This window comes from Iodobacter sp. (assembly GCF_025352645.1).
Classification (GTDB): domain Bacteria; phylum Pseudomonadota; class Gammaproteobacteria; order Burkholderiales; family Chitinibacteraceae; genus Iodobacter.
In genome coordinates, this window is record NZ_JANXSO010000121.1 from 1 (window position 1) to 24596 (window position 24596).

At 49.1% G+C, this 24596-nt stretch carries 24 protein-coding genes; 8 read left to right on the top strand and 16 right to left on the bottom strand.

Features of this window, described 5'->3' with window-relative positions:
* Window positions 1–513: 513 nt before the first annotated feature.
* From Q0R17_RS13425 to hmgA, 7 genes are all read right to left on the bottom strand, one after another.
* The gene (locus Q0R17_RS13425; protein WP_293935802.1) at window positions 514–1506 is read right to left on the bottom strand and encodes a sulfate ABC transporter substrate-binding protein; all 993 of its coding nucleotides are present in this window, start codon (window positions 1504–1506) and stop codon (window positions 514–516) included.
* Between the two features lie 88 nt (window positions 1507–1594).
* Entirely contained in the window at window positions 1595–2449 is an 855-nt protein-coding gene (locus Q0R17_RS13430) for an EAL domain-containing protein (RefSeq protein WP_293935803.1), read from the bottom strand.
* Between the two features lie 598 nt (window positions 2450–3047).
* A complete protein-coding gene (locus Q0R17_RS13435; protein WP_293935804.1) occupies window positions 3048–3557 on the bottom strand; it encodes a DUF1993 family protein in 510 nt (169 codons plus the stop codon).
* 363 nt (window positions 3558–3920) lie between these two features.
* Window positions 3921–5879 carry an acetoacetate--CoA ligase gene (locus Q0R17_RS13440; protein WP_293935805.1) on the bottom strand — a complete coding sequence of 653 codons (1959 nt, stop codon included), beginning with the start codon at window positions 5877–5879 and terminating at the stop codon, window positions 3921–3923.
* Between the two features lie 275 nt (window positions 5880–6154).
* Window positions 6155–6811: a maleylacetoacetate isomerase gene (gene maiA, locus Q0R17_RS13445; RefSeq protein ID WP_293935806.1), complete on the bottom strand. Its 657-nt coding sequence runs from the start codon at window positions 6809–6811 to the stop codon at window positions 6155–6157.
* A gap of 230 nt (window positions 6812–7041) precedes the next feature.
* Window positions 7042–8349, bottom strand: a complete 1308-nt coding sequence (gene fahA / locus Q0R17_RS13450) for a fumarylacetoacetase (RefSeq protein WP_293935807.1) — start codon at window positions 8347–8349, stop codon at window positions 7042–7044.
* A 333-nt stretch (window positions 8350–8682) separates the two neighbouring features.
* Entirely contained in the window at window positions 8683–9975 is a 1293-nt protein-coding gene (gene hmgA, locus Q0R17_RS13455; protein WP_293935808.1) for a homogentisate 1,2-dioxygenase, read from the bottom strand.
* Window positions 9976–10091: 116 nt separating this feature from the next.
* On the opposite strand from hmgA, the gene Q0R17_RS13460 reads away from it, so the two are divergent.
* Complete coding sequence (locus Q0R17_RS13460; RefSeq protein WP_293935809.1) at window positions 10092–10844, top strand: IclR family transcriptional regulator; 753 nt, start codon at window positions 10092–10094, stop codon at window positions 10842–10844.
* Window positions 10845–11008: 164 nt separating this feature from the next.
* On the opposite strand, the gene Q0R17_RS13465 is transcribed toward Q0R17_RS13460, so the two are convergent.
* Window positions 11009–11347 carry a 2Fe-2S iron-sulfur cluster-binding protein gene (locus Q0R17_RS13465; RefSeq protein ID WP_293935810.1) on the bottom strand — a complete coding sequence of 113 codons (339 nt, stop codon included), beginning with the start codon at window positions 11345–11347 and terminating at the stop codon, window positions 11009–11011.
* Window positions 11348–11410: 63 nt separating this feature from the next.
* Between Q0R17_RS13465 and Q0R17_RS13470 the strand changes: the two genes are divergently transcribed.
* Window positions 11411–12634, top strand: coding sequence for an HD-GYP domain-containing protein (locus Q0R17_RS13470; protein WP_293935811.1), 1224 nt, complete (start codon window positions 11411–11413; stop codon window positions 12632–12634).
* Between the two features lie 18 nt (window positions 12635–12652).
* On the opposite strand, the gene Q0R17_RS13475 is transcribed toward Q0R17_RS13470, so the two are convergent.
* On the bottom strand, window positions 12653–13240 hold the full coding sequence (locus Q0R17_RS13475; RefSeq protein WP_293935812.1) for a sulfite oxidase heme-binding subunit YedZ: 588 nt from the start codon (window positions 13238–13240) through the stop codon (window positions 12653–12655).
* A gap of 179 nt (window positions 13241–13419) precedes the next feature.
* Here Q0R17_RS13475 and proB point away from each other — a divergent pair, with 179 nt between their 5' ends.
* Window positions 13420–14544: a glutamate 5-kinase gene (gene proB, locus Q0R17_RS13480; RefSeq protein WP_293935813.1), complete on the top strand. Its 1125-nt coding sequence runs from the start codon at window positions 13420–13422 to the stop codon at window positions 14542–14544.
* Window positions 14545–14586: 42 nt separating this feature from the next.
* On the opposite strand, the gene Q0R17_RS13485 is transcribed toward proB, so the two are convergent.
* Window positions 14587–15465 carry a LysR family transcriptional regulator gene (locus Q0R17_RS13485; protein WP_293935814.1) on the bottom strand — a complete coding sequence of 293 codons (879 nt, stop codon included), beginning with the start codon at window positions 15463–15465 and terminating at the stop codon, window positions 14587–14589.
* A 270-nt stretch (window positions 15466–15735) separates the two neighbouring features.
* Between Q0R17_RS13485 and Q0R17_RS13490 the strand changes: the two genes are divergently transcribed.
* Together Q0R17_RS13490 and Q0R17_RS13495 are read left to right on the top strand one after the other, a co-directional pair.
* Window positions 15736–16266, top strand: a complete 531-nt coding sequence (locus Q0R17_RS13490) for a lipocalin-like domain-containing protein (protein ID WP_293935815.1) — start codon at window positions 15736–15738, stop codon at window positions 16264–16266.
* A gap of 9 nt (window positions 16267–16275) precedes the next feature.
* Entirely contained in the window at window positions 16276–17484 is a 1209-nt protein-coding gene (locus Q0R17_RS13495) for a multidrug effflux MFS transporter (protein WP_293935816.1), read from the top strand.
* 81 nt (window positions 17485–17565) lie between these two features.
* Here the strand turns inward: Q0R17_RS13495 and Q0R17_RS13500 are convergent, their stop codons facing one another.
* The 6 genes from Q0R17_RS13500 to Q0R17_RS13525 form a co-directional block, all read right to left on the bottom strand.
* Complete coding sequence (locus Q0R17_RS13500; RefSeq protein WP_293935817.1) at window positions 17566–18123, bottom strand: CNP1-like family protein; 558 nt, start codon at window positions 18121–18123, stop codon at window positions 17566–17568.
* A 34-nt stretch (window positions 18124–18157) separates the two neighbouring features.
* Window positions 18158–19141, bottom strand: coding sequence for a cation diffusion facilitator family transporter (locus Q0R17_RS13505; RefSeq protein ID WP_293935818.1), 984 nt, complete (start codon window positions 19139–19141; stop codon window positions 18158–18160).
* 1 nt (window position 19142) lies between these two features.
* Window positions 19143–20429, bottom strand: coding sequence for an ATP-binding protein (locus tag Q0R17_RS13510; protein ID WP_293935819.1), 1287 nt, complete (start codon window positions 20427–20429; stop codon window positions 19143–19145).
* Window positions 20426–21085: a response regulator transcription factor gene (locus Q0R17_RS13515; RefSeq protein ID WP_293935820.1), complete on the bottom strand. Its 660-nt coding sequence runs from the start codon at window positions 21083–21085 to the stop codon at window positions 20426–20428. The genes Q0R17_RS13510 and Q0R17_RS13515 overlap by 4 nt, the downstream gene beginning before the upstream one ends.
* A gap of 45 nt (window positions 21086–21130) precedes the next feature.
* Complete coding sequence (locus Q0R17_RS13520; protein ID WP_293935821.1) at window positions 21131–21403, bottom strand: PepSY domain-containing protein; 273 nt, start codon at window positions 21401–21403, stop codon at window positions 21131–21133.
* Window positions 21404–21519: 116 nt separating this feature from the next.
* Window positions 21520–22452 (bottom strand): cation diffusion facilitator family transporter, encoded by a 933-nt coding sequence (locus Q0R17_RS13525; RefSeq protein WP_293935822.1) that lies wholly within the window; start codon window positions 22450–22452, stop codon window positions 21520–21522.
* Between the two features lie 228 nt (window positions 22453–22680).
* Between Q0R17_RS13525 and Q0R17_RS13530 the strand changes: the two genes are divergently transcribed.
* The 3 genes from Q0R17_RS13530 to Q0R17_RS13540 are packed head-to-tail and all read left to right on the top strand — an operon-like array spanning window position 22681 to window position 24465.
* Window positions 22681–22920: a sulfurtransferase TusA family protein gene (locus Q0R17_RS13530; protein ID WP_293935823.1), complete on the top strand. Its 240-nt coding sequence runs from the start codon at window positions 22681–22683 to the stop codon at window positions 22918–22920.
* A gap of 10 nt (window positions 22921–22930) precedes the next feature.
* Window positions 22931–23965, top strand: a complete 1035-nt coding sequence (pyrC, locus tag Q0R17_RS13535; RefSeq protein ID WP_293935824.1) for a dihydroorotase — start codon at window positions 22931–22933, stop codon at window positions 23963–23965.
* Window positions 23962–24465: a hypothetical protein gene (locus Q0R17_RS13540; RefSeq protein ID WP_293935825.1), complete on the top strand. Its 504-nt coding sequence runs from the start codon at window positions 23962–23964 to the stop codon at window positions 24463–24465. Before pyrC ends, Q0R17_RS13540 begins: the two co-directional genes overlap by 4 nt.
* The last annotated feature ends 131 nt before the right edge of the window (window positions 24466–24596 follow it).

The window sequence follows — 24596 nt, forward strand, 5'->3', positions numbered from 1 at the left end:
CGTTTTTTCAGCATGACTCGCGGGTTGCACCCGCCCTACGAATGGCATATTGCTTAAGTTGATAGGATTGGGGTGAAACCCGCGTATTTGTTTAGCATTGCTCGTGGCTTGTGCCCCATATGCGCTAAGCAAATTTAAAAAGACCTTTTTAGTGCCTTCGGCACATTGATTTAGGTGCGGGATCCCCGCGAAGCATTTGATTTCTGAGCGGCCAGAAATCCTAGTAAGCAAAACCGCAACTTCAAAAGCACGAAGGCCCCTCACTGCGGCTGCTTGGGAGCAAGCCTCGCTACCCCTTTTCCGAAACCCCGCCCCGCTTGTTCCTCGCTCCGGCGTGCTTCAAGGGGGGAGCCCCCATGCCACGAGTGGAGATAGAAACTCAAGAAGCTGGGTTTGATAATGGCTAAAAACCCAAAAAAATAGCAAAATTTAGCTCGCGTTTTTCTCTGTGAAACTCCGTGTCCTCTGTGTTCTCTGTGGTTCAAGAGTTGGGTTTTGGCTGCGTAACATCAGTTACTTACTCGGCTGATAAATCTGATCGAATGTGCCGCCATCGCTAAAGTGGGTTTTTTGCGCTTTGCTCCAGCCACCAAATACATCGTCAATATCAAACTGCGTGACTTTCGGGAACTGATGGGCATATTTGGCTGCGGTGGCAGGATCGATCGGGCGGTAGTAGTTTTGCGCGATGATTTCTTGGCCTTCTTTGGAATACAGATACTTCAGATATTCCTCGGCCACTTTGCGCGTGCCTTTTTTGTCGATCACTTTATCGACAACGGCGACTGGCGGTTCGGCCTTGATTGAGTAGCTTGGGGCGACGATTTCAAACTTATCTTTGCCGATTTCTTTAACCACTAGCTCGGCTTCGTTTTCCCATGCAATCAACACATCGCCAATGCCGCGCTGGGTAAAGGTGGTGGTGGCACCGCGCGCACCGGTATCCAATACGGGGACGTTTTTGAAGAGTTTTTGTACGTAATCGCGGGCTTTATCGTCTGAGCCGTAGGTTTTCTTGGCCCAGCCCCAAGCGGCTAGGTAGTTCCAACGCGCGCCGCCGCTGGTTTTGGGATTGGGGGTAATGACTTTAACGTCAGGCTTGATCAGATCGGCCCAGTCTTTAATCGCCTTGGGATTGCCTTTTTTAACCAAGAACACAATGGTCGAAGTGTAAGGCGAGGCATTGTCAGGCAGTTTTTTCTGCCAGTTAGTGTCAAGTAATTTGCTCGGTGTGGCCAGCTCGTCAATATCGTAAGCTAGAGCCAGCGTGACCACATCCGCTTGCAAGCCATCCAGCACTGAGCGGGCCTGCTTACCAGAGCCGCCGTGGGATTGGCGGATGGTGACATCATCGCCGGTTTTTTTCTTCCAGTAGCTGCTAAAGGCTTTGTTGTAGTCTTGATAAAGCTCGCGGGTTGGATCGTAAGAAACATTAAGTAGCTCTACAGATGCCGCAAAGAGGCTGGTACTGGCAAGGCTAAGAATTAAGCTGGCGATAAGTTTCATATGTAAGCCCCTGTAATGAATGAGGCTAAGTTTAATCGCCAAGCGTATAGATTTAAAAAGAATTAATAATTGTTTTTATATTCCATATTTACGCATTTGCCAAGACGTGCACAAAGGCCTCACTACTCAGATAGCGTGGCTCACTTAAAAAATAACCCTGCATCATATCTGCGCCGCTGGCTTGGGCGAGGGCGAGTTGCTCGGCGCTATTGATGCCTTCAATCACCACCAAACTGCCGTTTTCATGTAGGCGCTCCACAAATTGGCAGAGCAGCTCTTGGGCCAGTGGTTCCTTGCTGATGGCGTTGATCACGATTCGATCCAGCTTAACAATCTCAGGGCTAAGCGTAAGTAGGCGGCTTAAATTGCTATTTAAAAAACCGTAATCATCGATTGCGATCCGGTAGCCGCGCTCGCGATAGCTTTTAATAGCCTTGGCTAAACTGGCGGTTTGATCTGGGCGTACTGTGGATTCAAATATTTCCAGTACAATATCCGCAGGTTTAAGGCCTTGATCTTGCAAAATTCGCTCGAAGGCATCGGCGTGTTGCTCACCTGTCGACATCAGTAATTCAGGATAAACATTTAAAAATAGCGTGCGTTTTGGGTAAGGGCCGGCAAGGTGGTTCATTAAATGTAGGCTGCGGCATAGACGGTCAAATTCCACCAAGCAATCGCCGCCTTGCGCGCTTTTAAATACTTCTGATGTGGCAAGTGTTTTACGGCGAACACTGGCGCGTAACAGCGCCTCTTCACCGATGATTTGCTGGCTTTGAGCATCAAAAATGGAGAGAAAAGCGCTGGTTAATTCCAGCCCCAATGCTTTTACTACAATTCCCCTGTCCTTTGTATTGGCAAATTGTGCCATTGGCCAATCATTTAAGGTGTCTTGTGGGATATGCAAAATACCGTCACGGTGTTTTACTGAAATCAAAGGAGGCATTGTTTTCTCCATTTACAGTTGGTTGAAATTAGTTAAACCTAATATTGCAGAAATGGTTAATGGTTGTGTTTTATGGGGCGTTATGTAAGTAAATGAAATTCTATTTAATAAAAATAAATAACAATAATACTGTGTTGGTTCAGAGTAAATGTGGGCTCTTGCACGATTAGTGTGCTTTTAATATTTAAAGTTCAAAAGTAGTTAATGTTTTTTTATGGTGTTGTTATGCTGTTTGATTGTTACCGGTAAAATAACTAGAGTGTTTTTTATTTAAAAATTAGTAATGTAAATTAAATAGTAAGCCGTAACTATTACGCTAAATGAATAGGTAATTATTTAATTGTGCATAAGCAATAATTGCTGGCGTAGTAAAGCAAAGGCATGACAAATAAATGCACGAGAGATGATTTAAAGAAGTGGCAGCGCTGCTCTCAAGCCTGTCAACTTAAGCATTTGTAGCGTGGGTACATTTTTTGCCCACGCCGTGCCATCCGTGTGGGCAAAGTAAACCGCCTTGCCCCCTCTCTGCTATTGATTTCCATCCTTAAATTGCAAGGACTAGCAGGGAGAAGGCGGTATGGCAAATGATGCTAGGAGCTTAGTAAGCGCCCATAAAGTCGCGTTTACCAATTTCTACGCCGTTGTGGCGTAGTAGTGCGTAAGTGGTGGTGACATGGAAGAAAAACTGCGGCAAGCCATAGGAGAGCAGATAGGTTTGGCCGTCGAGTTTTTTTTCTTTTGGCGTGCCAGGGCGCAGCACGATTTCAAGTGCTTCGCTACCGTCGATTTGAGCGGCGGTTAGGCCATCTAAGATCGCCAGTGTTTTGGCAATACGGGCTTGCAGCTCGGCAAAGCTTTGTTCGTTGTCATCATAAGCAGGAACTTCTACCCCTGCTAAGCGGGCAGGCACGCTTTTGGCAAAATCGCAGGCGATTTGTACTTGGCGCACCAGCGGAAACATATCAGGGAATAGGCGGGTCTGTAGCAAAACGGCAGGGTCGATTTTGCGAGCTGTCGCGTGGGCTTCAGCCTTGGCTAAAACATCGGATAGAGCGGTAAGTAATTGTTTAAAAACGGGAATGCTGGCGGTATACATGGAAATAGACATAATGTTCCTTGAGCAGTTTGGGCGGCAGGTCCGCAAGCCATGAGATGGGGGCTAACGGTGAATAGTCAATAGCCGTTTTACTCAGAGCACGCTGCGTTGCTGCCGTGTACTTATTTTTAGCGTTTAAATTTCCTGATTATGTTTCTTGCTCAAGGAGCTCTGTGTAGATGGATTTCTTGAGTGCTTGGTTTTGGAATGTGTAGGGCGGGTGAAGCCCGCGAGTAATGCTGAATAAACACGCGGGTTTTACTCGCCCTACGATATTTATAATGAGATTGAGCAAGCGCTATAGTCAGGTTTGCCTAAGCCGCATGAGGCAAAAAAAGCGGCGTCACTGACGCCGCTGGGCTGGATTTGATAACTTTAAGAGGCTAGCTCAGTTCGGTCTCTAAACTCTTCTAGGGCCTGAGGGTTAGCGAGTGCATCGGTGTTTTTGACTGGTCTGCCGTGCACCACATTTCTGACCGCCAGCTCTACAATCTTGCCGCTGATGGTGCGGGGAATATCGTTTACCTGCACAATTTTAGCGGGCACATGGCGTGGGGTGGTGTTGCTGCGGATGATTTGGCGGATGCTGTTTTGCAGTGCGTCGCTAAGCTCAACACCTTCACGCAGGCGCACAAACAGCACCACCCGCACATCGTTGTCCCAGTCTTGGCCGATGGCGATAGATTCTAGAATCTCTGGCAGTTTTTCTACCTGACGATAAATCTCTGCCGTGCCAATGCGCACGCCGCCGGGGTTAAGCACTGCATCCGAGCGGCCATGAATAATAATCCCGCCGTGGATGGTTTCTTCGGCGTAATCACCCTGCGCCCATACGCCGGGGTATTGGCTAAAGTAAGCGGCTTTTAGCTTTTCACCATCGGGATCATTCCAGAAGCTGACTGGCATGGCAGTAAAGTGGCGGGTGCATACCAGCTCGCCCTTTTCGCCAATCACGGGCTGGCCTGCGTCATTCCATACCTCAACCGCCATGCCTAAGCCTTTGCATTGCAACTCGCCTATCCATACCGGTAGCACTGGGTTGCCAAGGGCAAAGCAAGAGATAATGTCGGTGCCGCCTGAAATTGAAGAGAGGCAGAGGTTTTGTTTTACATCACGGTAAACATATTCAAAGCTTTCGTGCGATAGCGGTGAGCCGGTAGAAAGAAGCGCTTTTAAGTGCTCTAAACGGTGCGTCTGTTTGGGCTTAGAGCCGGCTTTTTCTAGGGCCGCAAGGTATTTGGCGCTGGTGCCAAAGATGCTGATGTTTTCTTGATCGATTAAATCAATCAGCCGGTCGGCATTGGGGTGAAATGGTGAGCCATCAAACAGTACGATGCTTGCGCCAAGGGCTAGACCAGACATCATCCAGTTCCACATCATCCAGCCGCAGGTGGTGTAGTAGCACAGCGTATCTTTGTCGGTTAGATCGGTATGTAGGCCTAGTTCTTTAAGGTGTTGTAGCAGCGTGCCACCCGTGCCGTGAACGATGCATTTGGGTACGCCGGTCGTGCCGCTGGAATACATGATGTAGAGCGGATGGGCAAAGGGCACTGGGGTGAATATTGGCTCGCCACCCGCTTGGTAAAAATCATCCCATAGTGTGATCTTGGCATGGCCTGCTTTAAAGTCTTTGGCCTCTGCATCAGGATTAGCGTAGGGAACGATAATCAACTGCTCGATAGAGGGTAGGCGAGCAATGATTTCTTTGATTTTGTCAGCAAGGCCGATGGTTTTACCCGCATAGCGATAAGCCGCACAGGCAATCAGCACTTTGGGTTCTATCTGACCAAAACGATCGCTTACGCCTTGCGTGCCAAAATCTGGCGAGCAAGAAGACCACGTTGCGCCAAGGCTGGCCGCAGCGAGCGCGCCCACAATCGTTTGCCAAGTATTTGGCATAAAGGCGGCAATACGATCGCCAAAGCCAATACCGGCCTCAGTTAATGATTTTTGTAAGCCAGCCACATGTGCCGCTAGCTGGGCATAGCTTAGCACCTCGCGTGAGCCATCTTCGCCAATGGCAATCAGCGCTGGGTGATCATCTCTGCGGCGCAGCAGATGTTCGGCAAAGTTAAGCTCGGTTTCTTTATACCAACTGGCGCTTGGCATAACAGAGTCTTCGCTTAGGACTTCGCTGGCGGCTTGGCTAAAATGCACTGCAAAGAAATCGACAATCGCCAGCCAAAAAGCCACCCGATGCGCCACGCTCCAGGCGTGTAGCTCTGCATAATCGGCCAAATCCAAGTGATGGGCTTGATTGATATGGCGGCGAAACGCGTCCATCTGCGTGGCAGCAACCTGCTCAGGGGAGGGCGTCCAAAGCGCTTCTTGCATGTCGATTCCTTTAAATAAAACTGCGCCAAAGGCGCTACTGTTCTCCCTCTCCCATTTGGGGAGAGGGTAAGGGGTAAGGGCTTTAACACACCACGCCAAAGGTGCTACTTTTCTAAAGTCTAAAGCTTGCACCACAGAGAACACCGCTTAGGGTGGGCACCTGCTAGAAATATGTACTGCCACACGTGGGTGCAAAATCGTGGCCACCCTAAAGGGTTTTTAATAGGTATTTTGTGCGCTCGTTTTTGCCTTGCTGTTCTCTGCGTTTACAGACTTTAGGATGGAGGTGTTTCTGGGCAATCCACTTGGTTTTTTGGGTGAGCGTCGATAAATGCACCGTGTTGTTCGGCCAGCGCTTCTACCCGTAATATTTTAGGGTAGGCATCCAGCGGCACATTAAAGCGGCGGGCGGCGTAGAGCTGGGGGATAAGATAAGCATCCGCCACGCTGACTTGGCCAAAGCAATAGCCTACATCACCAATGAGCTGTTCCACCGCGGCCAAGCCTTGGCCTATCCATTCGCTAATCCAGGCGTTAATGGCATCGTCGCTGCACTGATAATGCTGGCGCAAATAATTGAGTACGCTGACGTTATGCAAAGGATGAACATCACAAGCAATCAGCGCCGCCACGCTACGAATTTTGGCGCGAGTCAATAAACCATCTGTTTGCAAGGTGCTTGGCAGCAGTGGGGTTTCTGGGTAGCGCTCTTCTAAGTATTCGATAATCGCCGGTGATTGGATAATGGCTTCATTACCTTGATCCAGTAGCGCAGGCACACGGGCCTGTGGATTGATGGCTAGATAGTCGTGTTCTTTATGCGCGGCTTTAAGCAAATTTACCGGAATGGACGTGTAGGCAAGGCCCTTGAGCGCCAGCACAATCCGCACGCGATAGCTAGAGGTGGAGCGGTAATAGCCGTAGAGTTCCATGCTTAAGCCTTAATGTGATTTATTGTGGGCAACGGCGCTTTATCTTGCCCACGCTGCGATGGTGTTGTTGCAGTAAGCCCAAACCTTGAACCACGGAGGAAAAGGAGAGCTTGGAGGATCACGGAGAAACCCTAGGGCTCAACAAAGTGAGTTCTTCTAGAATGGTTTTTCTGCCGTGAAACTCCGTGCTCTCTGCGTCCTCCGTGGTTCAATACGTGGGTTTACTTGGCTTAGCTCTTCGCCGCTAAAATTACCCCACGGCATTCGCCGAAGCCGATGCTTGGGTGGCCGTCTTTTTTGCAGCGGGCAAGCATGATAATTTCGTCGCCATCGGCTAAAAAGCAGCGCTCTTCCCCTGAATCCAATTTGATGGCTTCTTTACCACCTTTGCTCATTTCCAGCAGGCTACCCAAGGCGTCGGAGCTTGGGCCGGAGAGCGTGCCGGTGCCGAGTAAATCACCAGCACGCAAGCTGCAGCCGTTGACAGTGTGATGAGTAATCAATTGCGCCACTGTCCAGTACATATTAAGCGTGTTGGATAGGCCTAGGCGATGCGGTGGTAGGCCTTGGGCTTTTTGCGCGTTAGTATGCAGTAGCACTTCTAGCTCGATATCAAAAGCGCCACTAGCCTGATCGGCAGCAGCATAAAGATAAGGTAGCGGCTGGGGGTCACCCTCTGGGCGGGCGGGCTGCGCTACGCGATAAGGCGCTAGCGCTTCAGTGGTGATGACCCAAGGCGACACGGTAGTGGCAAAGTTTTTAGCTAAGAATGGGCCTAGCGGTTGGTATTCCCAGGCTTGCAAATCGCGTGCTGACCAGTCGTTTAATAGGCAGAAACCGGCAATATGTTCTGGCGCGTTTTCAATGGCAATGGCCTCGCCTTGCGGGTTGCTACCTGCAATCCAAATACCCAACTCTAGCTCGTAATCTAGCCTTGCCGATGGCGTGAGCGCGGGCACGTCCTGCCCAGGTTTTAGCGTTTGCCCAAGTGGGCGGCGCACGGCGTAGCCACTTGGGTAGATGGTGGACGAGCGGCCGTGGTAGCCAATCGGCACATATTTGTAATTAGGCAGCAGGGGATTATCTGGGCGAAACAGTTTGCCCACGTTTACCGCATGGTGAATGCCGGTGTAAAAATCGGTGTAGTCGCCAATTTTGGCGGGCAGGTGCATGGTGCAATCTGCGGCTGGGCGTAGTAATGCTTCGCCTTGGGCTTGCAGGTTTTTGAGCTGTGGATAATCAGCATCCAGCAATTCTAATAAACGCTCACGCAGTGCCAGCCGTGCTGTGCTTGGCAAGGCAAAGAAGGCATTGAGCGATTTACCACTGGCGGCTTGGGCGGCGGTTTGGGCGGCACCAGTAAAGAGGCTGTTTTCTAATGCGGTTTGCAAATCAAAAATAACATCACCGATCGCAACGCCACCGCGTGGCGGCAGGCCTTGTGGACTAAAAATCCCGAACGGTAAGTTTTGTAGCGGAAAATCACGGTGCTCGTTGGCGGAAGTAACCCAGCTGCGGCGATATGTAGTGGATGTCATTGCGGGCTCCGTTGGGTTTAAGTTTTTTGTGAGTTTAATTGACTCAAACCATGAGTCTTGCTAACTACTCAGAGGAGTAAACCCTCCAAATCTTTAACCACAGAGAACACGGAGGACACAGATTTTCACGGAGAAAACCAAGAGTAGTAATTGATTTTTTCCTGTTCCTAGCGTGTTTCTTGTGAATGTCTGGTTTGGTTTTTAGCTCACTTGAGTCGTTGAAATTTTTGAACCACTTCGGTTCCAGTGGAGTTGCATGGAGGGAAAGACCTTGGTTTTCTCCGTGGCCCTCCGTGTTCTCCGAGACGAAGTGGTTCAAGGTTTGGGTTTTACTTAAATCTGGTTTTTATTAAATATTTTCGGCATGTCTGCCCAGCAATCGTCGTAGTTGGCTTGCAATTGGCTGCATTCCATTGCGTATTGGCTAGGGCGGATGACCGCATGGGTTTCAATCATAAATGCCATCGTGCGCTCAATTTTTTGCGGTATCAATGTCGCTGTGCTGGCATTGATAAATGTTTTGGCATCCGGTCCGTGTGCGCTCATCACATTGTGTAAAGAAGCGCCGCCCGGCACAAAGCCACCCGCTTTGGCGTCGTACTCGCCACGGATCAGCCCCATAAATTCATTCATAAGATTACGATGAAACCAAGGTGGACGGAAGGTGTTTTCAGCAACCATCCACCGTGGCGGGAAAATAACGAAATCGGCATTGGCCTGGCCGGTAATGGCAGAGGGTGAGGTGAGCACGGTAAAGATCGATGGATCAGGGTGGTCGTAACTCACGGTGCCTATAGTGTTGAAGCGGCGTAGGTCATATTTATACGGCACGCTATTACCGTGCCAAGCTACTACATTTAGCGGTGAATGGCTGAGCTGGCAGGCCCAGAATTCACCTAAAAATTTTTGTACCAAAGTTGTAGGCTGATCGATATCTTCATAGGCGGCAACTGGCGCAAGAAAATCACGCGGATTGGCTAAGCCATTGCTACCAATCGGGCCAAGATCTGGAATACGCAGCGGCGAGCCGTGGTTTTCGCATAAATAACCGCTGGCGCTGCTGTCTAATAGCTCGACACGAAACTTCATGCCGCGTGGGATTACGGCAATTTCTTCGGGCTCTATTTCTAAGATGCCCAGCTCGGTTACTAATCGAATGCGGCCTTGTTGCGGCAGAAATAAAAATTCGCCATCGGCGCTAAAAAATACCCGCTGCATCGAAATATTGGCTTGATAAAGATGGATGGATACGCCTTCGGGCGAATCACTATTTGCCGCCATCGTGACTAGACCATCAATAAAATCAGTGGGCGCATCTGGCCGTGGCAGCGGATCCCAACGGAGGCGATTGGGGGTAATGGCTGCCAATTTACTATTGGGGCGCTGGCGCTCTAGACGTTCAAATTTGCTATGCGCTGCGGATGGCAGAATGCGATACATCCAAGTGCGGCGCAGCTCTGCTCTTGGCATGGTGAATGCGCTGGTGGAAAACTGCTCTGGATATAAGCCATAAGGGGCTTTTTGCGGCGAGTTTTGGCCACTAGGTAAGGCGCCTGCTAATGCCTCGCTAGCAAATTCATTCCCAAACCCAGAAAGGTAAGACAAAGTACTTGTATCGTTTGGCATGGCGCTTCCTTTTTACGTAATGCGTAATTTATTTACGCAAAACATAATTTGATTTTAAATAGTCGTCAAGTTATAAACGCGTTTTATGACGTTTTTAAGTGACAAACAGCATGGCAATGGCAGATCGTAGGCAGAGCGTGGGTTCCGCCGAAGTGGCGGCACAGGTTTTAAAAGCGCTGGCTGATTTGGCCCCCAGCACCTCGCTCTCTCGCTTGGCTGAATATTTGGCTATGCCGGCCAGCAAAGTGCATCGCTACTTACAGGCTTTGATCGCCACTGGCTTTGCCGAACAGGATGCGGCCAGCAATCATTACGCGCTGGGGCATGAGGCGCTGCGGGTGGGTTTGATTGCGCTGGGTAAAATGGACGTGCTTAAAGTTGCCACGCCTTATCTGCTGCAGCTGCGTGATCAGCTGAATGAAACGGTGTTTTTTGCGGTATGGGGGAATAAAGGCGCGACGGTGGTGCAGGTAGAGCAGGCGCTTAGATCCATCAGCCTGATTACCCAAGTAGGATCGGTATTGCCGCCGTTTAAATCAGCCACGGGGCTAGTGTTTAGTAGCCATCTGCCAGAGCAAGAGGTGCAGCTATTGCAGCAGGAGGCGGGCTTGGAGAAAGCTGCGCTGCAGACGCTTAATTTGCAATTAGCAGAGATCCGCGCGCAGGGCTGGCATAGTATTCAAGGCTTGTTGATTACGGGTGTAGACGCCATCTCTGCCCCAGTATTTGATGCCCGTCAGCAGATTATTGCGGTAGTGACCGTGGTGGGCTCTGCATCGTCCGCCCTGCAGCCCGCAGCAGATAGCGATTTGGTACAAAGGCTGCTGCAAGCCACCCAAGCCATTAGCCGCAGAATGGGGGCTGTTTAAAAGTTAAACCTTAAACCTAGATCTTGAACCACGGAGAACACAGAGGACACGGAGTTTCACGGAGAAAAACATAGCTAAGTAAATACATAGATTAGTTTTTATCTGAATTTAAGGTTTCCTCCGTGGTTCAAGATCTGGGTTTTAAAGATTTTTTTTAATAAATTTCAAACATAAATCGTTAAATCGTTTTTTATCTGGATATGGCAGGCTAGGCGGATGAGGGCAGGGGTGTCGGGGATAGTGAGTGGCGAGTCTGCTGCGAGCCCTGCGTGGCGGGCCATGACATTTCTTTCTTTGGCTCCTAGCGTCACCATCCCACCACTGCCTGCATGTTCTAAGCGTACCTTGCATGCCCCGCAAGTGCCTTGGCCGCAGCGCCAAGCCAACTGTAATTTTCCATCGCTTACTAATTCTCTGACAGAAGTTATCAGCATGCTATCAGGCTCGGCAGTCATTTCCAGACGGGTGGAATCCTGCGAATTGATAAAAGTTAGTTTGTACATGAGCGAGGAGCGAGCCTTAGTCCTAAGATGAAGTAATAACCTTCATTGTATCTGCAAGCCGCCATGATTAAAAAAATCCCTGTATCGGTATTAAAAATTGGCATGTATATCCATGACTTGAATGTGGACTGGATGGATCATCCTTTTTTGCGTAAGCAATTTGTAGTAAAAACAGATGAAGACTTACAAAAAATCATCGTATCGGGGGCACATGAAGTTTATATCGATACTGATCGTGGCCTAGATTACGCCCATGCGCCAACGGTGGATGAAGTGAATGCCAGCATTGAGGCGGAAATGGTTTTGGTGGCTACGGCACCCGCACCGGTGATTCAAGTTTCTAGTGCAGAAGAAATGTCCCGCGCTAAAAAAATCCATAAGCAGGCGCATTTATTGGTGCGCTCGGTTATGCAAGACGCAAGAATGGGTAAAGCCATTCAAATGGATGATGTAGAAGAAGTGGTTGAGGGGATTACTGATTCTATTTTAAGAAATAGCAGTGCTTTATTAGGTTTGTCGGGAATTAAAGATAAAGACGAATATACTTTTCTACACTCGGTCAGCGTATGTACGCTCATGGTGACGTTTACAAAAAGTATGAATTTTCCAGCTGAATTAATTCGGCAGGCGGGGATTGGCGGCTTATTGCACGATACAGGCAAAACCATGGTGCCCAATGAAATTTTAAATAAACCGGGGCGTTTAACAGAAGAAGAGTTTGAGGTGATGCGCTCGCACCCAATGGAAGGTTTTAAGATTTTGTCGCTGGTGGATTCAATTGGGGATATTCCATTAGAAATTACCTTGCATCACCATGAGCGTATGGATGGCAGTGGTTATCCGCATAAATTGCCAGGGGAAAACATTACGCAATTAACGCAAATGGCATCGGTAGTGGATGTATATGATGCAATTACTTCAGATCGTTGTTATCACAAAGGCATGCCCGCCTCGGAAGGATTAAAAAAACTGTGGGAATGGAGTAAATTTCATTTCAACCCAACCCTAGTACAAGCCTTTATGCGTACGGTGGGGATTTATCCAGTTGGGTCTTTAGTTAAATTAGAATCAGGCCGCTTGGCCGTGGTGCTGGAGCAAAACGAAGGCAATTTGCTCATGCCAAGGGTAAAGGCCATCTTTAGTACTAAGGCGAACGCCTATATCACACCCGTAGAAATTAATTTGGCTAAACCCATGGGATTAGGTGGGGCCGATAAAATTACTGGGCATGAATCGGCAGAAAAATGGAATATCGATGTGGCGAGATTTTTAATTCCACCAAGCTGATATTTATCATCCGTTGTTCTACAGGTTTTTTTGCAGCTTAGCCTTATCAAAGCGCCTTGCAAATGGCGTGCGCATTAAAAATAAAATCGCCAATATCCCTGCATAAATCAATGGCGTTGTTAAATCTTTTTTTACCAACCATAAGTAATGTAATACGCCTAAGCTGGCAATTAAATAAACCAGCTTATGTAGCTTTTGCCATTGCCGTTTTAATTTTTTAATTGCCGCTTGGTTTGAGGTTGCCGTTAACGGAATCAATAATAAAAAAGCCAAAAATCCAACCGTGACAAATGGACGTTTTATGACATCGTGCCAAATGGCGGCAGGGTCTAAGCCATGGTCAAACACAAAGAAAGTGAATGCGTGGATAAAGGCATAAAAAAATACATAGAGGCCTAGCATGCGGCGGTAGAGCAGTAGCTTGCCATAGCCAGTTAGGCGGCGTAGTGGCGTGATGCTTAGGGTGATCATGAGGAAATTTAACGCCCAAGTACCGGTTTGGCGAGTTAAAAATTCAATCGGATTAACCGCTTGCCCAGTAGCGATGGCTATCCAAAGCAGGGGCAGCAGACAGGCAATAAAGAGAATGGGTTTGCTAAAGCGCATTGCGGCAAGCTCGATTTAAAAGGGGAATTAACAATTTAGTCGGGTGATTGTGCTTGATCTGACAAGAGTAGAGGGGATTAGTGCCTTTTTATTCTATTTGAAGGTGATTTTTTGTATCAAAACAAAGCAGTTTGTGATCGTTTCTAGGATAATGCGAGGCCTTGCTCAAGGAAATGGCTATGTCGCAAAGCATTATTCACGCCGCGCACCGCATTGTGGTGAAAGTGGGCTCTAGCTTAGTTACCAATGAAGGCCGTGGTTTAGATCACGCAGCCCTTTTGCGCTGGGCGCAGGAAATTGCCGAAGTCTCAAAAATGGGCAAGCAAGTGGTACTGGTCTCCTCTGGTGCAATTGCCGAAGGCGTGGCGCGTTTGGGCTGGACACAAAAGCCGACCTCGGTACACGAAAAGCAAGCCGCTGCGGCGGTTGGGCAGATGGGATTGTGCCAAGCGTATGAAAGCGCTTTTCGCCAGCATGGTTTAAAAACCGCACAAATTTTACTCACGCATGAAGATTTAGCCGATCGCACCCGCTATTTAAATGCCCGCTCTACGCTGATGACGTTGCTGAATTTAGGCGTGATTCCCATCATTAATGAAAACGATAGCGTGGTTACCGCTGAAATTAAATTTGGTGATAACGATAGTTTGGGCGCTTTGGTCACCAATCTGATTGAAGGCGATGCGCTGATTATTCTGACTGATCAAAGTGGACTATTTACAGCCGATCCACGTAAAGACCCAGATGCCCGCTTGGTGGAAGAAGCTGAGGCGGGCGATGTGAGCTTAGAAGAAATGGCGGGTGGTGCGGGCTCTAGCGTGGGTACAGGTGGGATGTATACCAAGATTATTGCCGCTAAACGCGCTGCGCGTAGTGGGGCTTCAACGGTGATTGCTTACGGGCGCGAGCCTAGCGTCTTAACCCGTTTGGCTTTGGGTGAGCGCATTGGTACTCAGCTAACGGCTCAATCCACGCCACTGGCCGCCAAAAAACAATGGATTGCCGATCACTTGCAGCTTAAAGGCAGTGTGGTGCTGGATACTGGCGCGGTACGTGCCCTGCGTTTGCATGGCTCTAGCCTACTGCCGATAGGTGTCAAAGAAGCGCTGGGGGATTTCGTGCGTGGAGATGTGGTGAGCTGTGTGGATGTCTCAGGGCTAGAAATTGCGCGGGGCATGGCAAACTACAGCGCTGCCGAAACCCGCCGCATTATGCGTTTGCCAACTGGGCAGATCGAAGCCACGCTTGGCTATATCGATGAAGCGGAGCTGATCCATCGCGATAATATGGTTTTAATGGGCTAAATGGGTAAGGTGGGCGGGCTTTGCCCTTGCCCCCTCTGTGATTTATCGCTTGTTCTGGCATGTTGTGGCTACGGCGCATATTGCATCCATAACCGCCCTGATTCTGGCCGTTTTGTACAGATCTGGATGGGCAACTAGCCACACTGGGTAGTGGCGGCGGTGTTCTGTCCAGATTGCTTGTAATTCGGGATATTCATGGGCAACGAAGTCGGGTAATTCGGTGATGCCCAGTCCCGCGCGGGTAGCCGCACATAAGCTCCATAGCGTATTACAGCGCATTCTGATTTTCCCCTCATCGATCGCTTCCCCAGCAAGCTGCTCCGGCTCTGACCAGCCTGTGGCTTGTAAGGGCAGCAGCAGGGAATGCCCCGCAAAGTGCTCTCCACGAACGGGCATAGCATGGGTACGCCAGTAGTGGGCTGAGCCGTAGAGCGAGACGGTGAGCTCCATCAGTTTTCGGGCAATTAATAAGGGAGATTCGGGACGAATAGTGCGCAGGGCGATATCCGCTTCCCGACGGCTTAAATTTAGTAATTCTGCCCCTGTCAGTAATACCAGCTCAATATCGGGGTGTTGTTCTTGTAAGGACTGTATCGCAGGAATAACAAAGCTCTGTGCCAAGGTATCGGTGGTGGCAATGCGCACCAGCCCAGCTAATCCCATATCAGAATCTTGAACGGTCTTTTGCATGGCCAGTGCGGCGTCTTCTAGCTGTAGCGCATGGGGTAGCAACTGATCTGCAAAGGGGGTGGGAAGCATGCCAATGGTGGTGCGTAAAAATAGCCGAGTATTTAATTGCCGCTCCAGTGCACTGAGACGTCTGCCTACGGTTGCCTGATCTACGCTCAGTAGTTGTGCCGCTGCAGCCAGTGTTCTTGTCTTGTAAATCGCTAAGAAGTAGCGAACATTATTCCAGTCCATTTGCCGCCATATTAAGGATCACGCCTTTTGTTTACTTGTAAGTGACTGGTATGGGGTGTTTGATGTAAGGGGTAATTATGCCATTGTATTCGATGAAAATTTAATAAAATTCTTATTTTGCTATTTTATTGATATAAAAATGCAATATGGCCATGCATATTTGTCTATTCCAAGCGCTTTTTCCTTCGTCCTATAATTCTCAGCGCATCGCATACCGTGATGTAAATGGCATGCTAAAGAGCAAATTATTATTATTGGGGAAAGATTTAAGTGATTGATTTTAAAAAAATACTGGCAGGTGCGTGGGTGCTTGAGTCCTATTTTAAGCGCGCAGATGACGGCAGCGTGGCATTTCCAATGGGGGAGCAGCCAAAGGGAATGATTATGTACACCCATGAGGGATATATGTCAGTACAAATCATGGCAAGTGAACGTGCATTCTTTGCTTCAGATAATTTGCATGAAAAGACCGCCGATGAGTTAAGCCAAGCGGCGGCAAGTTACTTTGCATATTCTGGCTTGTACGAAGTGGAAGCAGAGCCCTCAGACGATGGGCTGGAGGGGGAGTTCTTTAGTGGTTTAATGACTCATCATATGCAGAGCAGTCTTTTCCCTAATTGGGTGGGGTGCTCCCTTGTTCGGCGTCTTAAATTGCAAGGGGATAGGCTTGAATTAAGCACTTGCCAGTCTTCACCTTATCAAGGTAAATCGATGAGCACACACTTAGTTTGGCGTAAGCGCACTGCGATTAAGCAATCTGCTGAAGCGGTAAATAAACATTTTCGCTTGATTGCTGCATAAGGAGCACCCATGCAAAAGTACGCTCCAAATAATCCAAACCTTGTTATGTGGCTCATTATTTTGTTAGCGCCAATTGGGCAAATGGCGATTGATATTTATGTGACGGCCTTACCCACCATGCGGCATGATTTTGGGGTAAGCCAGCAGCAAATTCAATTTAGCGTCACCGCTTACTTGCTTAGCTTTGCTATTGGGCAGCTATTCTATGGCCCATTGGCGGATGCATGGGGAAGGCGGGCCTCATTATTATTAGGGCTGGGCATCTATTTATTGGGGAGCGTATTACTCCTTTTAACGCATAGCTTTCCCTTGTTTATTGCCGCAAGAATTGTGCAGGGATTAGGTATTGCTTGTGGCTCAGTGGTAATGAAAGCACTTGCACCAGATCATTTTGCAGGTAAGCAACTGGCCCATGTAATGACCTATATGGTGATTGGCTGGGGAATGGGGCCAATTGTTGCGCCAGTGATTGGTGCGCAGCTGCAAAGCTATTGGGGTTGGCAATCTTGTCTGTATTTCTTACTTGGCTATGGGGTGCTTTTAACTTTTATTGTTTTGTTTGGATTACGTGAGTCTTTGCAAAAACCAGTGCCCATGAAATTGAAATTGATTTATGCAAATTCACGCATGATTTACGCTAATCGTGAATTTCAGCTGTGTTTTCTGACGATGGGGCTTTGCTACGGTATTTTGCTGAGCTTTAATTTATGCGCTCCATTTATGGTTCAAGATGTTTTACATCGCTCGCCAGTGTTCTTTGGGAATATCGCCTTACTGATGGGGGCCGCATATTTTTCTGGGGTCTTTAGTAACCGGCTGATTGCGGGTCGTATTGCTGCGGCACGTTTATGCCGTACTGCGGTGGCGATTAATATTTGCACGGCCATTGTTATGACGCTGCTTGCATTTCAATTGGGCTTAAGTCTGCAACTACTGATTATTCCTACTTTGATTATTACTTTTTTTGCGGGGGTTATTTTTCCCAATATGATGGCACGCAGTGTGTCGATGTACCCCACACTTGCCGGTTTAGCCAGCTCTTTGCTTGGCTTTGCGCTGACGCTGTGTGCAGGAGCTGTGATGTATGTTTCCAGCTTATTGCCCGTTGATCGTTTATTACCGCTCTCCTTTTTGTATCTGCTGATTGCTATTTTTTCTGGGGTAATGGTGTATCGCATTTATCCGGCAGAAACTAGGTTGATTGCAGATTTATGTTGATGAAGGGGGGTGAAAAAGCCGCAGCGATTAACGCGCTTGCGGCTTTTTAGTGAATGGCATCAGCATAGCGTGTTGAGTTTTTTACCTGACGATTTTCAATGGTGCGTCGCTCGTCATTCCATCGACTATTTTTTCTACCGATGCAGGTGCGCCGCCCCAGCAAAACTCTTTGGCCAGCTTGGCTTGGTAGCCATTACGTTTATCTTTAACGATTAGCTCCCACGGGCGGTTTAGATTCTGCCATTGATCACCGCTTAAATATGCGTAGCTGCGATATTGATTGGTTTTGCAATCAATCCCTTCAAAGCTGACATTTCTTACCTTGCTGCCCTTGCTGGTCACGGCCGCTGCATAGCGAATGATGTCATCTGCACCAATCACAATCCCATCCAGTGCTACTTCAAATTTATTCATTCTGGAATCGTAATTGGCGATAAATTCGTGCCATTTCTCGAGCTTTTTTGGGTCTGGCTTGGTGAATTCTTTTTCGTCAGGCGCAGGTAGTGGTGTGTCTTTCAGTAGGCGAGAAAAAGTAGTTCCACCGGTATGTTCTATCCCTGGTGGGGTGCTATTGCTATATTCGGAGGCGTTGGCAAGGCAAGGCAAGGCAAGCAGGGCGGCAAAAAGAAAACGTTGCATATTAATCCTTAAACAAAGATGTACAGCAGGCCTGTCAGTGTGGAATGCGGCGGATAGGAATACTACGCGCGGGGCGAATACTAAACCATGTGGCTTGCAAGGTAATATGTTGGATGCCGTAGCGCTCGCCTAGCATATGGTTGATATGTTTAAGCTGCAAGGGCCACGTTTCTGGCTTCTCGATCACAATATGCGCGGAGAGCGCCACTTTGTCGCCAGATATATTCCAAACATGTAGGTCATTGACCTGCACCACGCCTTTTTCTGTGGCGAGGGCGTTGCCGATTTCTGCTAGATTTAACTGCTGTGGCACGCCTTCCATTAAAACATGGGTGGTCTGGCGAAGTAGATTCCACGTTGAGCGCAAAATCAGCATCGACACAAAAACCGATAAAATTGGATCAATGGCTTTCCAGCCGGTAAAGTAAATCACCGCACCAGCGCTAATGGCCGCAACAGATCCTAGTAAATCTCCCAACACATGAATCATCGCCGCACGGCTGTTTAGATTGTCGTGATCGTGCGATAGCTGCCAAGCAGACACAATATTCACTAGCAGGCCAATCACCGCAATAATCATCACCCCCATGCCGTTCACGGCTTGAGGATGGATTAAGCGGCTGACGGCTTCCACCATAATCCATACCACCAGTGCAATCATCACCAAGCTATTGATCAGCGCGCCGATGACTTCGGCCCGCGCATAGCCATAGGAATTTTCTGCATTGGCGGGGCGCTGGCCAATCAGATTGGCAATCAGCGCTAAAAGTAGCGCGGCGCTATCGGTAAACATATGACCGGCATCTGAAATCAGCGCCAGCGAGCCTGTCATCACCCCACCTACCAGTTCAACAACGCCAAAACTACCGGTAATAATCAACGCCAGCAACAGCCTTTTTTGCGAGCTAGGCTTGCCATGATTATGGTGATGATGGGCATGATCAAAGGCGTGATCGTGGTGCTCGTTATGCCCACCTGGCTGATCGTGCGGGTGCGGGTGCGGGTGTTGATGCGGCATCTTACTTTTCCTGACTTATAGTGATTTGAAAGCCATTTTCGCTACTCATGATGACGCTAGCTTGATGTAGCTCGGCAATTCTATGCACAATCGATAAACCCAGCCCGGCCCCCGTTTGGCTTTGGCCTACGGGTCTGAAAAAACGCTCGCCAAGCCGGGCGATGACATCGGGGGACACGCCAGGGCCATTGTCGCTAATGCAGATGGCGTTTTGCTTGATGCTGATCGTTATTTCAGCGTTTTCTCCCGCATAACGCTTTGCGTTGTCGAGTACATTGCGCAGCAAGAGGGCTAGTAGCCCTGCGTGCCCATGCCAAGTTGAAGCGTTTTCTGCTTGCAGGCAGGTTGGTGCCAATCCTGTGTCTAGCAGTGCTTGTTTGGCTAGCTGCACCATATCAATGCTTAGCTCGGTTTTAATGCTGGCATAGTCTAGGCGGGCCAGCTCCAATAGTTGCGCCACCAAATGGGTGCCACGGTCTACACCAAGCAGGGCTTGTTTGAGTGCTTTTTCGCGGGTTTCTGGCCTTGGGCTGCCTTGGGCCAGCTCGATTTGCACGCGTAAACCAGCCAGTGGCGTGCGCAGCTCGTGCGCGGCATCGGCAGTAAACCGCCGCTCTTTGTCTAGGGTGCTGCTCACTTGGGCAAACAGCGTGTTGAGCCGATCGCGCAGCGGGGCGATTTCTGCAGGAACGGGTAAATCGAGCGGCTGCAGATTATCTGGTGCACGGCGGGCTAGCTCAGCGTCCACCACCTTGAGTGGCATTAAGCCATGGCGAATAGCAAAAAATAGCAGAGGTAATAGCACCGCCAACGCAAATAGGGCCGTCATACCGGTATAGCTGACGATTTCATCGATTAATTTATCGCGTTTTTCATGTGGCTCACCCACGACCAACTGCCGGTCTTTGCTCTGGCGTATCGCAATTTCCCAGTGCTTATCATCCAGTATAATGGTGCGAGTTTTGTGTTTGGGCGTGTTCTGGAAAGGCAGCACATATTCGCTACTGGAAACCAGCAGCTTGCCCTGACGGTTATAAAGACTGAAGGCAACGCGTGGCAGGTGGTCGGGTTTGTCGTGGCTGACAAAGTGGATATCGTCGTCATCCCCCAAGCTTTGCCAGAGTAGATCGGTATAAACGTAGAGCTGTTTATCGAGTAGCTCGCTGACTTCATCATGGGTTTCATAGAGCAAAACGGCGCTAAATACGGCCCAAGTTAGCGAAGTAAGTAGTAGCACCAGCAGAGTAAGCCTTGTGGCGAGCGAGGCGCTTTGCAGCCAGCTCTTCATGCTTCCAGCCGCCAGCCAAGATTACGCGCATTGCGTATCACCACATTGAGTAGTTTTTTGCGTAAGTGCGAAAGATGAACATCCAGCGTATTGCTTTCAATATCCTGCTGCCAGCCATAGAGTTTTTCTTCAAGTTGAGGGCGGGATAAATAATGCGGATGGTTAGCCATCAGTAAATGCAGCAGGCGGTATTCCATAGCGGTGAGATTCAGTGTTTGCCCCGCTTGCTGCACCGATTGGTGCACGGGGTCGAGGATTAAATCTTGCCAACATAGCTCTCCATCGTGCCTACCCTTGCCTCGGCGCACTAAGGCGCGCACTCGTGCGCATAGCTCGCCCAGCGCAAACGGCTTGATGAGATAATCATCGGCCCCAGCATCCAGCCCTTTGATTCGGTCTTCAATGCTGTCTCTGGCGGTGAGTAGCAGCACGGGCAAATGGCCGCGCTCACGGCGTATCCAAGCTAATAGCTGTAAGCCATCTAGGCGGGGCAGGCCAATATCGAGCACTACGCCATCAAAGCTGGTTTCTGTCATCAGCGCCAGCCTTGCCGATTCGCCATCTTGTAGCCAGTCGGTAACAAAGCCCGCGTCAGTGAGGCCTTCCTGAATCCCATCCCCTAGCAGAGCATCGTCTTCAACCAGTAGTAAGCGCATATTTATCCTTGATGGCCTTCTACTGGCTTTAGCAGATGAGGGCGATTAATTGTCTAATTTGGATTTAACTAAGTCTAAGGTTTTGGGATCGAAATAAACGTCTACTTTTTGGCCTTCCTTATTCCAACCTTCAATTTTGTAACAATTGCCTGACTCTTTAAATTCTTTCACCTTGTAACCCATCTCTACAATTTTGGTATGGGCTACGCTGCCAGCCAGCCATTCGGCTTTGGGGTGGGTAGTGCAGTAGTAGTTGTCGGCCATACTAAAAGAAGAGGCAGCAAGTGTAACGATGGCAAGTAGCATGGTGATTTTCATGGTGTTTCCCTTGTGAAAGATGAATGAGTGATGTCATTTCACCATGCCATCATTAAGCGAAACTTAAGCTTGCATAAATTTGTGCATCTTTTTACTTTTATCTATCGCGTTAGATTTTATGGGGCCTTAAGCACCGGCTGATGATCAAGATCGGGCCGTTTAGATGGATCAATATGCGTCATTAGGTTTAATACCCTGTGCCGCTGTAACACGCGTTTTCTGGCCTCTACGGCGATATCATGCCCCGCCTCGACGGTGATTTGCGCGGCAACTTCGATATGCGCATCCACCATAATCATGTCGCCCATTTTGCGTGTGCGTAAATCATGCACCCCCAGCACGCCTGGCGTTTCTATCAGTGTTTGGGTGATGGCGGCCACTTCGTCATTGTCGGCGGCCCTATCCATTAAATCGTGCAGGGCATCCCAGCTAAAGCTCCAGCCCATTTTGCTAATCATAAAGCCCACAATTAAGGCCGCAATCGGGTCCAGAATTGGGTAGCCCATGAGATTACCAATAATGCCCAAACCGACTACCAAAGACGATGCAGCATCCGAGCGGGCATGCCAGGCATTGGCCACCAACATGCTGGACTTCACTCGCTTGGCGACGCTTAACATGTATCTAAATAGTAACTCTTTAGTAATCAAGGCCGTGCCCGCTACCCACAGGGCAATGGCGTGGACTTGTGGGATGGTTTCAGGGGCTTCCAGTTTGCGAAACGCCGCCCACAGCATACCAATGCCAACGGCCAGTAAAATCACGCCGATAATGAAAGAGGCGGCGGTTTCAAAGCGCTGATGCCCGTAGGGGTGGTCTTCATCGGCGTCTTTTTGGCTGTGATGGCTGGCAAAAAGCACCACAGCATCGGCCACTAGATCAGATAGCGAGTGAATCCCATCGGCAATTAGGGCTTGCGAGCGGGCAAACAGGCCTATCGTAATTTGCGCACTGGCCAGAATGATATTTACCACCACACTCACCCAAGTGCTGCGGGAGGCGGCAGCACTGGCGCTTTGGGGGTTTTCATTCAGCTCGCTAATACTCATTTTTGTGTCCTTTGATAAAGCGGCAGTAAAACGGTGCCTAAATGTGGCGCGCGTATTGCAGCATATAATCATTAAGCAAAACTTAAGCTATCTTTAAATTTGCAAAAGTATTTGTCAGCTCTGCCTGAGTATAATTAGATGGTGCTTGTCAGGCTTTGTGCTTACTCACAAGAGTACGGTGGGGCTTGACAGGCTTGTTACAATGAATCTTTTTGCTCGGGAATCGCCATGAACAGCCGCCCAGAACATCAGCAAGCTGCCGATTTAAGTGGACTAAATTGCCCGCTACCTATTTTGCGGACTAAAAAAGCCCTTGCCTCGATGCAAAGTGGTGAAGTGCTGCATGTGATTTGCACCGATCCGGCCACGCCGACTGATTTCACTGCCTTTTGCCGCCAAACGGGTCATGAGTTGATCGAAACTTGGCCGCAAGACGATAAATTTCTTTTTCTGATTCGCAAACGCTGAGACGCCCATAATGAGCAAAACGATTACGATTATTAGACCAGATGACTGGCATCTTCATTTACGCGACGGCGATTTAATGGCCGCGGTATTGCCACACACGGCAACAGAATTTGCCCGTGCGATTGTGATGCCTAATCTGAAACCACCAGTTGCAACAGTAGACGCGGCATTTGCATATCGTCAGCGGATTCTGGAAGCCCTGCCTGCCGGTGTGCAGTTTGATCCAATGATGGTGCTGTATTTAACCGATCGTTTAACCCCCGAAGAAGTCATCAAAGCCAAGCAAAGCGGCTTTGTTAAAGCCGTGAAGCTTTATCCGGCAGGAGCCACCACGAATTCAGATTCTGGAGTCACTAGCTTTGATAAGGTGATGCCAGCCTTAGAGAAAATGTCTGAGCTAGGTTTACCTTTTTTACTGCACGGCGAAGTGACCGATCCGCAGGTGGATGTGTTTGATCGCGAAGCAGCATTTATTGATAGCGTACTGATGGTGCTGCAGCAGCGTCTGCCTAAATTAAAAATTGTGTTCGAACATATCACCACCAAGCAGGCGGCTGAATATGTCTTAAAGGCTGGGCCAAATATCGCAGCTACGGTAACACCACAGCATTTATTGATGAATCGTAATGCTTTATTTACTGGCGGAATTCGTCCGCATCATTACTGCCTGCCGGTACTGAAGCGTGAAGAACATCGCCGTGCGCTGCTGGCTGCGGTGACGTCTGGTAGCAAAAAATTCTTCCTTGGTACCGATAGCGCACCGCACGCTAAGCACACCAAGGAAGCTGCCTGCGGCTGTGCGGGGATTTACTCTGCCCATGCTGCGCTGGCTTTATACGCCGAGGCCTTTGAATCGGTAGGGGCGTTAGATTTGCTAGAAGGTTTTGCCTCTAAAAATGGCCCTGCTTTTTATGGTTTGCCAGAAAACACTGATACGGTGACGCTGGTTAAAGAAAGCTGGACTGTGCCTGCCAGCTATCCATTTGGCGAGCACAATGTGGTGCCTTTACGTGCTGGGGAAGAAATCCATTGGAAGCTAGTTTGAATCAGCCATTGAAAACAAGCCTAACTCATCGTGGCATCAGTAAATTAAGCTGGTGGTTGTTTGGTGCGGCGATGATTGCAGCCGCGTGGTGGGGGCAGCCGCTGGTCGATTCAGTGCATTTTGAAAATCATTTTTTTGGCGTGTTTTGGTATTCCATGATCGCGCTAGGGCTGATTTTCTGGAGCCTGCCTAGCGAGCAATTTACCGATGGCAAGCTGCTGGAGCGTCGCACCATGTTGCTAGGTATGCTGCCGCTTTGGCGCAAGAGTGAGCCAGTCAGTAGCTTTGAGCGGGTAGAGCTAACACAGGAACCCAATATTTTTGGTAAGGATAGTGTTTGGTTAAGCTTGATTACGATGGAGGATGGGGAGACGAAGCGTCGCTTTGTCTTCGCTTATTTCCCAGCCAGCCAGCGTGGGATCGCCAAAGCACAGCAAATGGCGGGTGATTTATCACAAATAAGCGGATTGCCATTTGCACAAGCGGCCTTAGAGGTGTGATAATCCGCCGCTGCGGAGCAGGCTAGACAGTCGCTGCCATACTTTTAGGGTATGGGGGAGGAAAGTCCGGGCTCCATAGGGCAGGATGCCGGTTAACGACCGGGCGTTGCAAGGCGACGGAAAGTGCAACA

Bases quoted from the DNA above. Each gene is read 5' to 3' on its own strand.
- Q0R17_RS13460 (WP_293935809.1), top strand. From the start codon at position 10,092: ATGGCAGATCGTAGGCAGAGCGTGGGTTCCGCCGAAGTGGCGGCACAG.
- proB (WP_293935813.1), top strand. From the start codon at position 13,420: ATGTCGCAAAGCATTATTCACGCCGCGCACCGCATTGTGGTGAAAGTG.
- Q0R17_RS13440 (WP_293935805.1), bottom strand. From the start codon at position 5,879: ATGCAAGAAGCGCTTTGGACGCCCTCCCCTGAGCAGGTTGCTGCCACG.
- Q0R17_RS13465 (WP_293935810.1), bottom strand. From the start codon at position 11,347: ATGTACAAACTAACTTTTATCAATTCGCAGGATTCCACCCGTCTGGAA.
- Q0R17_RS13495 (WP_293935816.1), top strand. From the start codon at position 16,276: ATGCAAAAGTACGCTCCAAATAATCCAAACCTTGTTATGTGGCTCATT.
- Q0R17_RS13520 (WP_293935821.1), bottom strand. From the start codon at position 21,403: ATGAAAATCACCATGCTACTTGCCATCGTTACACTTGCTGCCTCTTCT.
- Q0R17_RS13530 (WP_293935823.1), top strand. From the start codon at position 22,681: ATGAACAGCCGCCCAGAACATCAGCAAGCTGCCGATTTAAGTGGACTA.
- Q0R17_RS13430 (WP_293935803.1), bottom strand. From the start codon at position 2,449: ATGCCTCCTTTGATTTCAGTAAAACACCGTGACGGTATTTTGCATATC.
- hmgA (WP_293935808.1), bottom strand. From the start codon at position 9,975: ATGCCAAACGATACAAGTACTTTGTCTTACCTTTCTGGGTTTGGGAAT.
- Q0R17_RS13435 (WP_293935804.1), bottom strand. From the start codon at position 3,557: ATGTCTATTTCCATGTATACCGCCAGCATTCCCGTTTTTAAACAATTA.
- Q0R17_RS13525 (WP_293935822.1), bottom strand. From the start codon at position 22,452: ATGAGTATTAGCGAGCTGAATGAAAACCCCCAAAGCGCCAGTGCTGCC.
- Q0R17_RS13510 (WP_293935819.1), bottom strand. From the start codon at position 20,429: ATGAAGAGCTGGCTGCAAAGCGCCTCGCTCGCCACAAGGCTTACTCTG.
- Q0R17_RS13475 (WP_293935812.1), bottom strand. From the start codon at position 13,240: ATGCGCTTTAGCAAACCCATTCTCTTTATTGCCTGTCTGCTGCCCCTG.
- Q0R17_RS13505 (WP_293935818.1), bottom strand. From the start codon at position 19,141: ATGCCGCATCAACACCCGCACCCGCACCCGCACGATCAGCCAGGTGGG.
- fahA (WP_293935807.1), bottom strand. From the start codon at position 8,349: ATGACATCCACTACATATCGCCGCAGCTGGGTTACTTCCGCCAACGAG.
- Q0R17_RS13515 (WP_293935820.1), bottom strand. From the start codon at position 21,085: ATGCGCTTACTACTGGTTGAAGACGATGCTCTGCTAGGGGATGGGATT.
- Q0R17_RS13500 (WP_293935817.1), bottom strand. From the start codon at position 18,123: ATGCAACGTTTTCTTTTTGCCGCCCTGCTTGCCTTGCCTTGCCTTGCC.
- maiA (WP_293935806.1), bottom strand. From the start codon at position 6,811: ATGGAACTCTACGGCTATTACCGCTCCACCTCTAGCTATCGCGTGCGG.
- Q0R17_RS13470 (WP_293935811.1), top strand. From the start codon at position 11,411: ATGATTAAAAAAATCCCTGTATCGGTATTAAAAATTGGCATGTATATC.
- pyrC (WP_293935824.1), top strand. From the start codon at position 22,931: ATGAGCAAAACGATTACGATTATTAGACCAGATGACTGGCATCTTCAT.
- Q0R17_RS13425 (WP_293935802.1), bottom strand. From the start codon at position 1,506: ATGAAACTTATCGCCAGCTTAATTCTTAGCCTTGCCAGTACCAGCCTC.
- Q0R17_RS13485 (WP_293935814.1), bottom strand. From the start codon at position 15,465: ATGGACTGGAATAATGTTCGCTACTTCTTAGCGATTTACAAGACAAGA.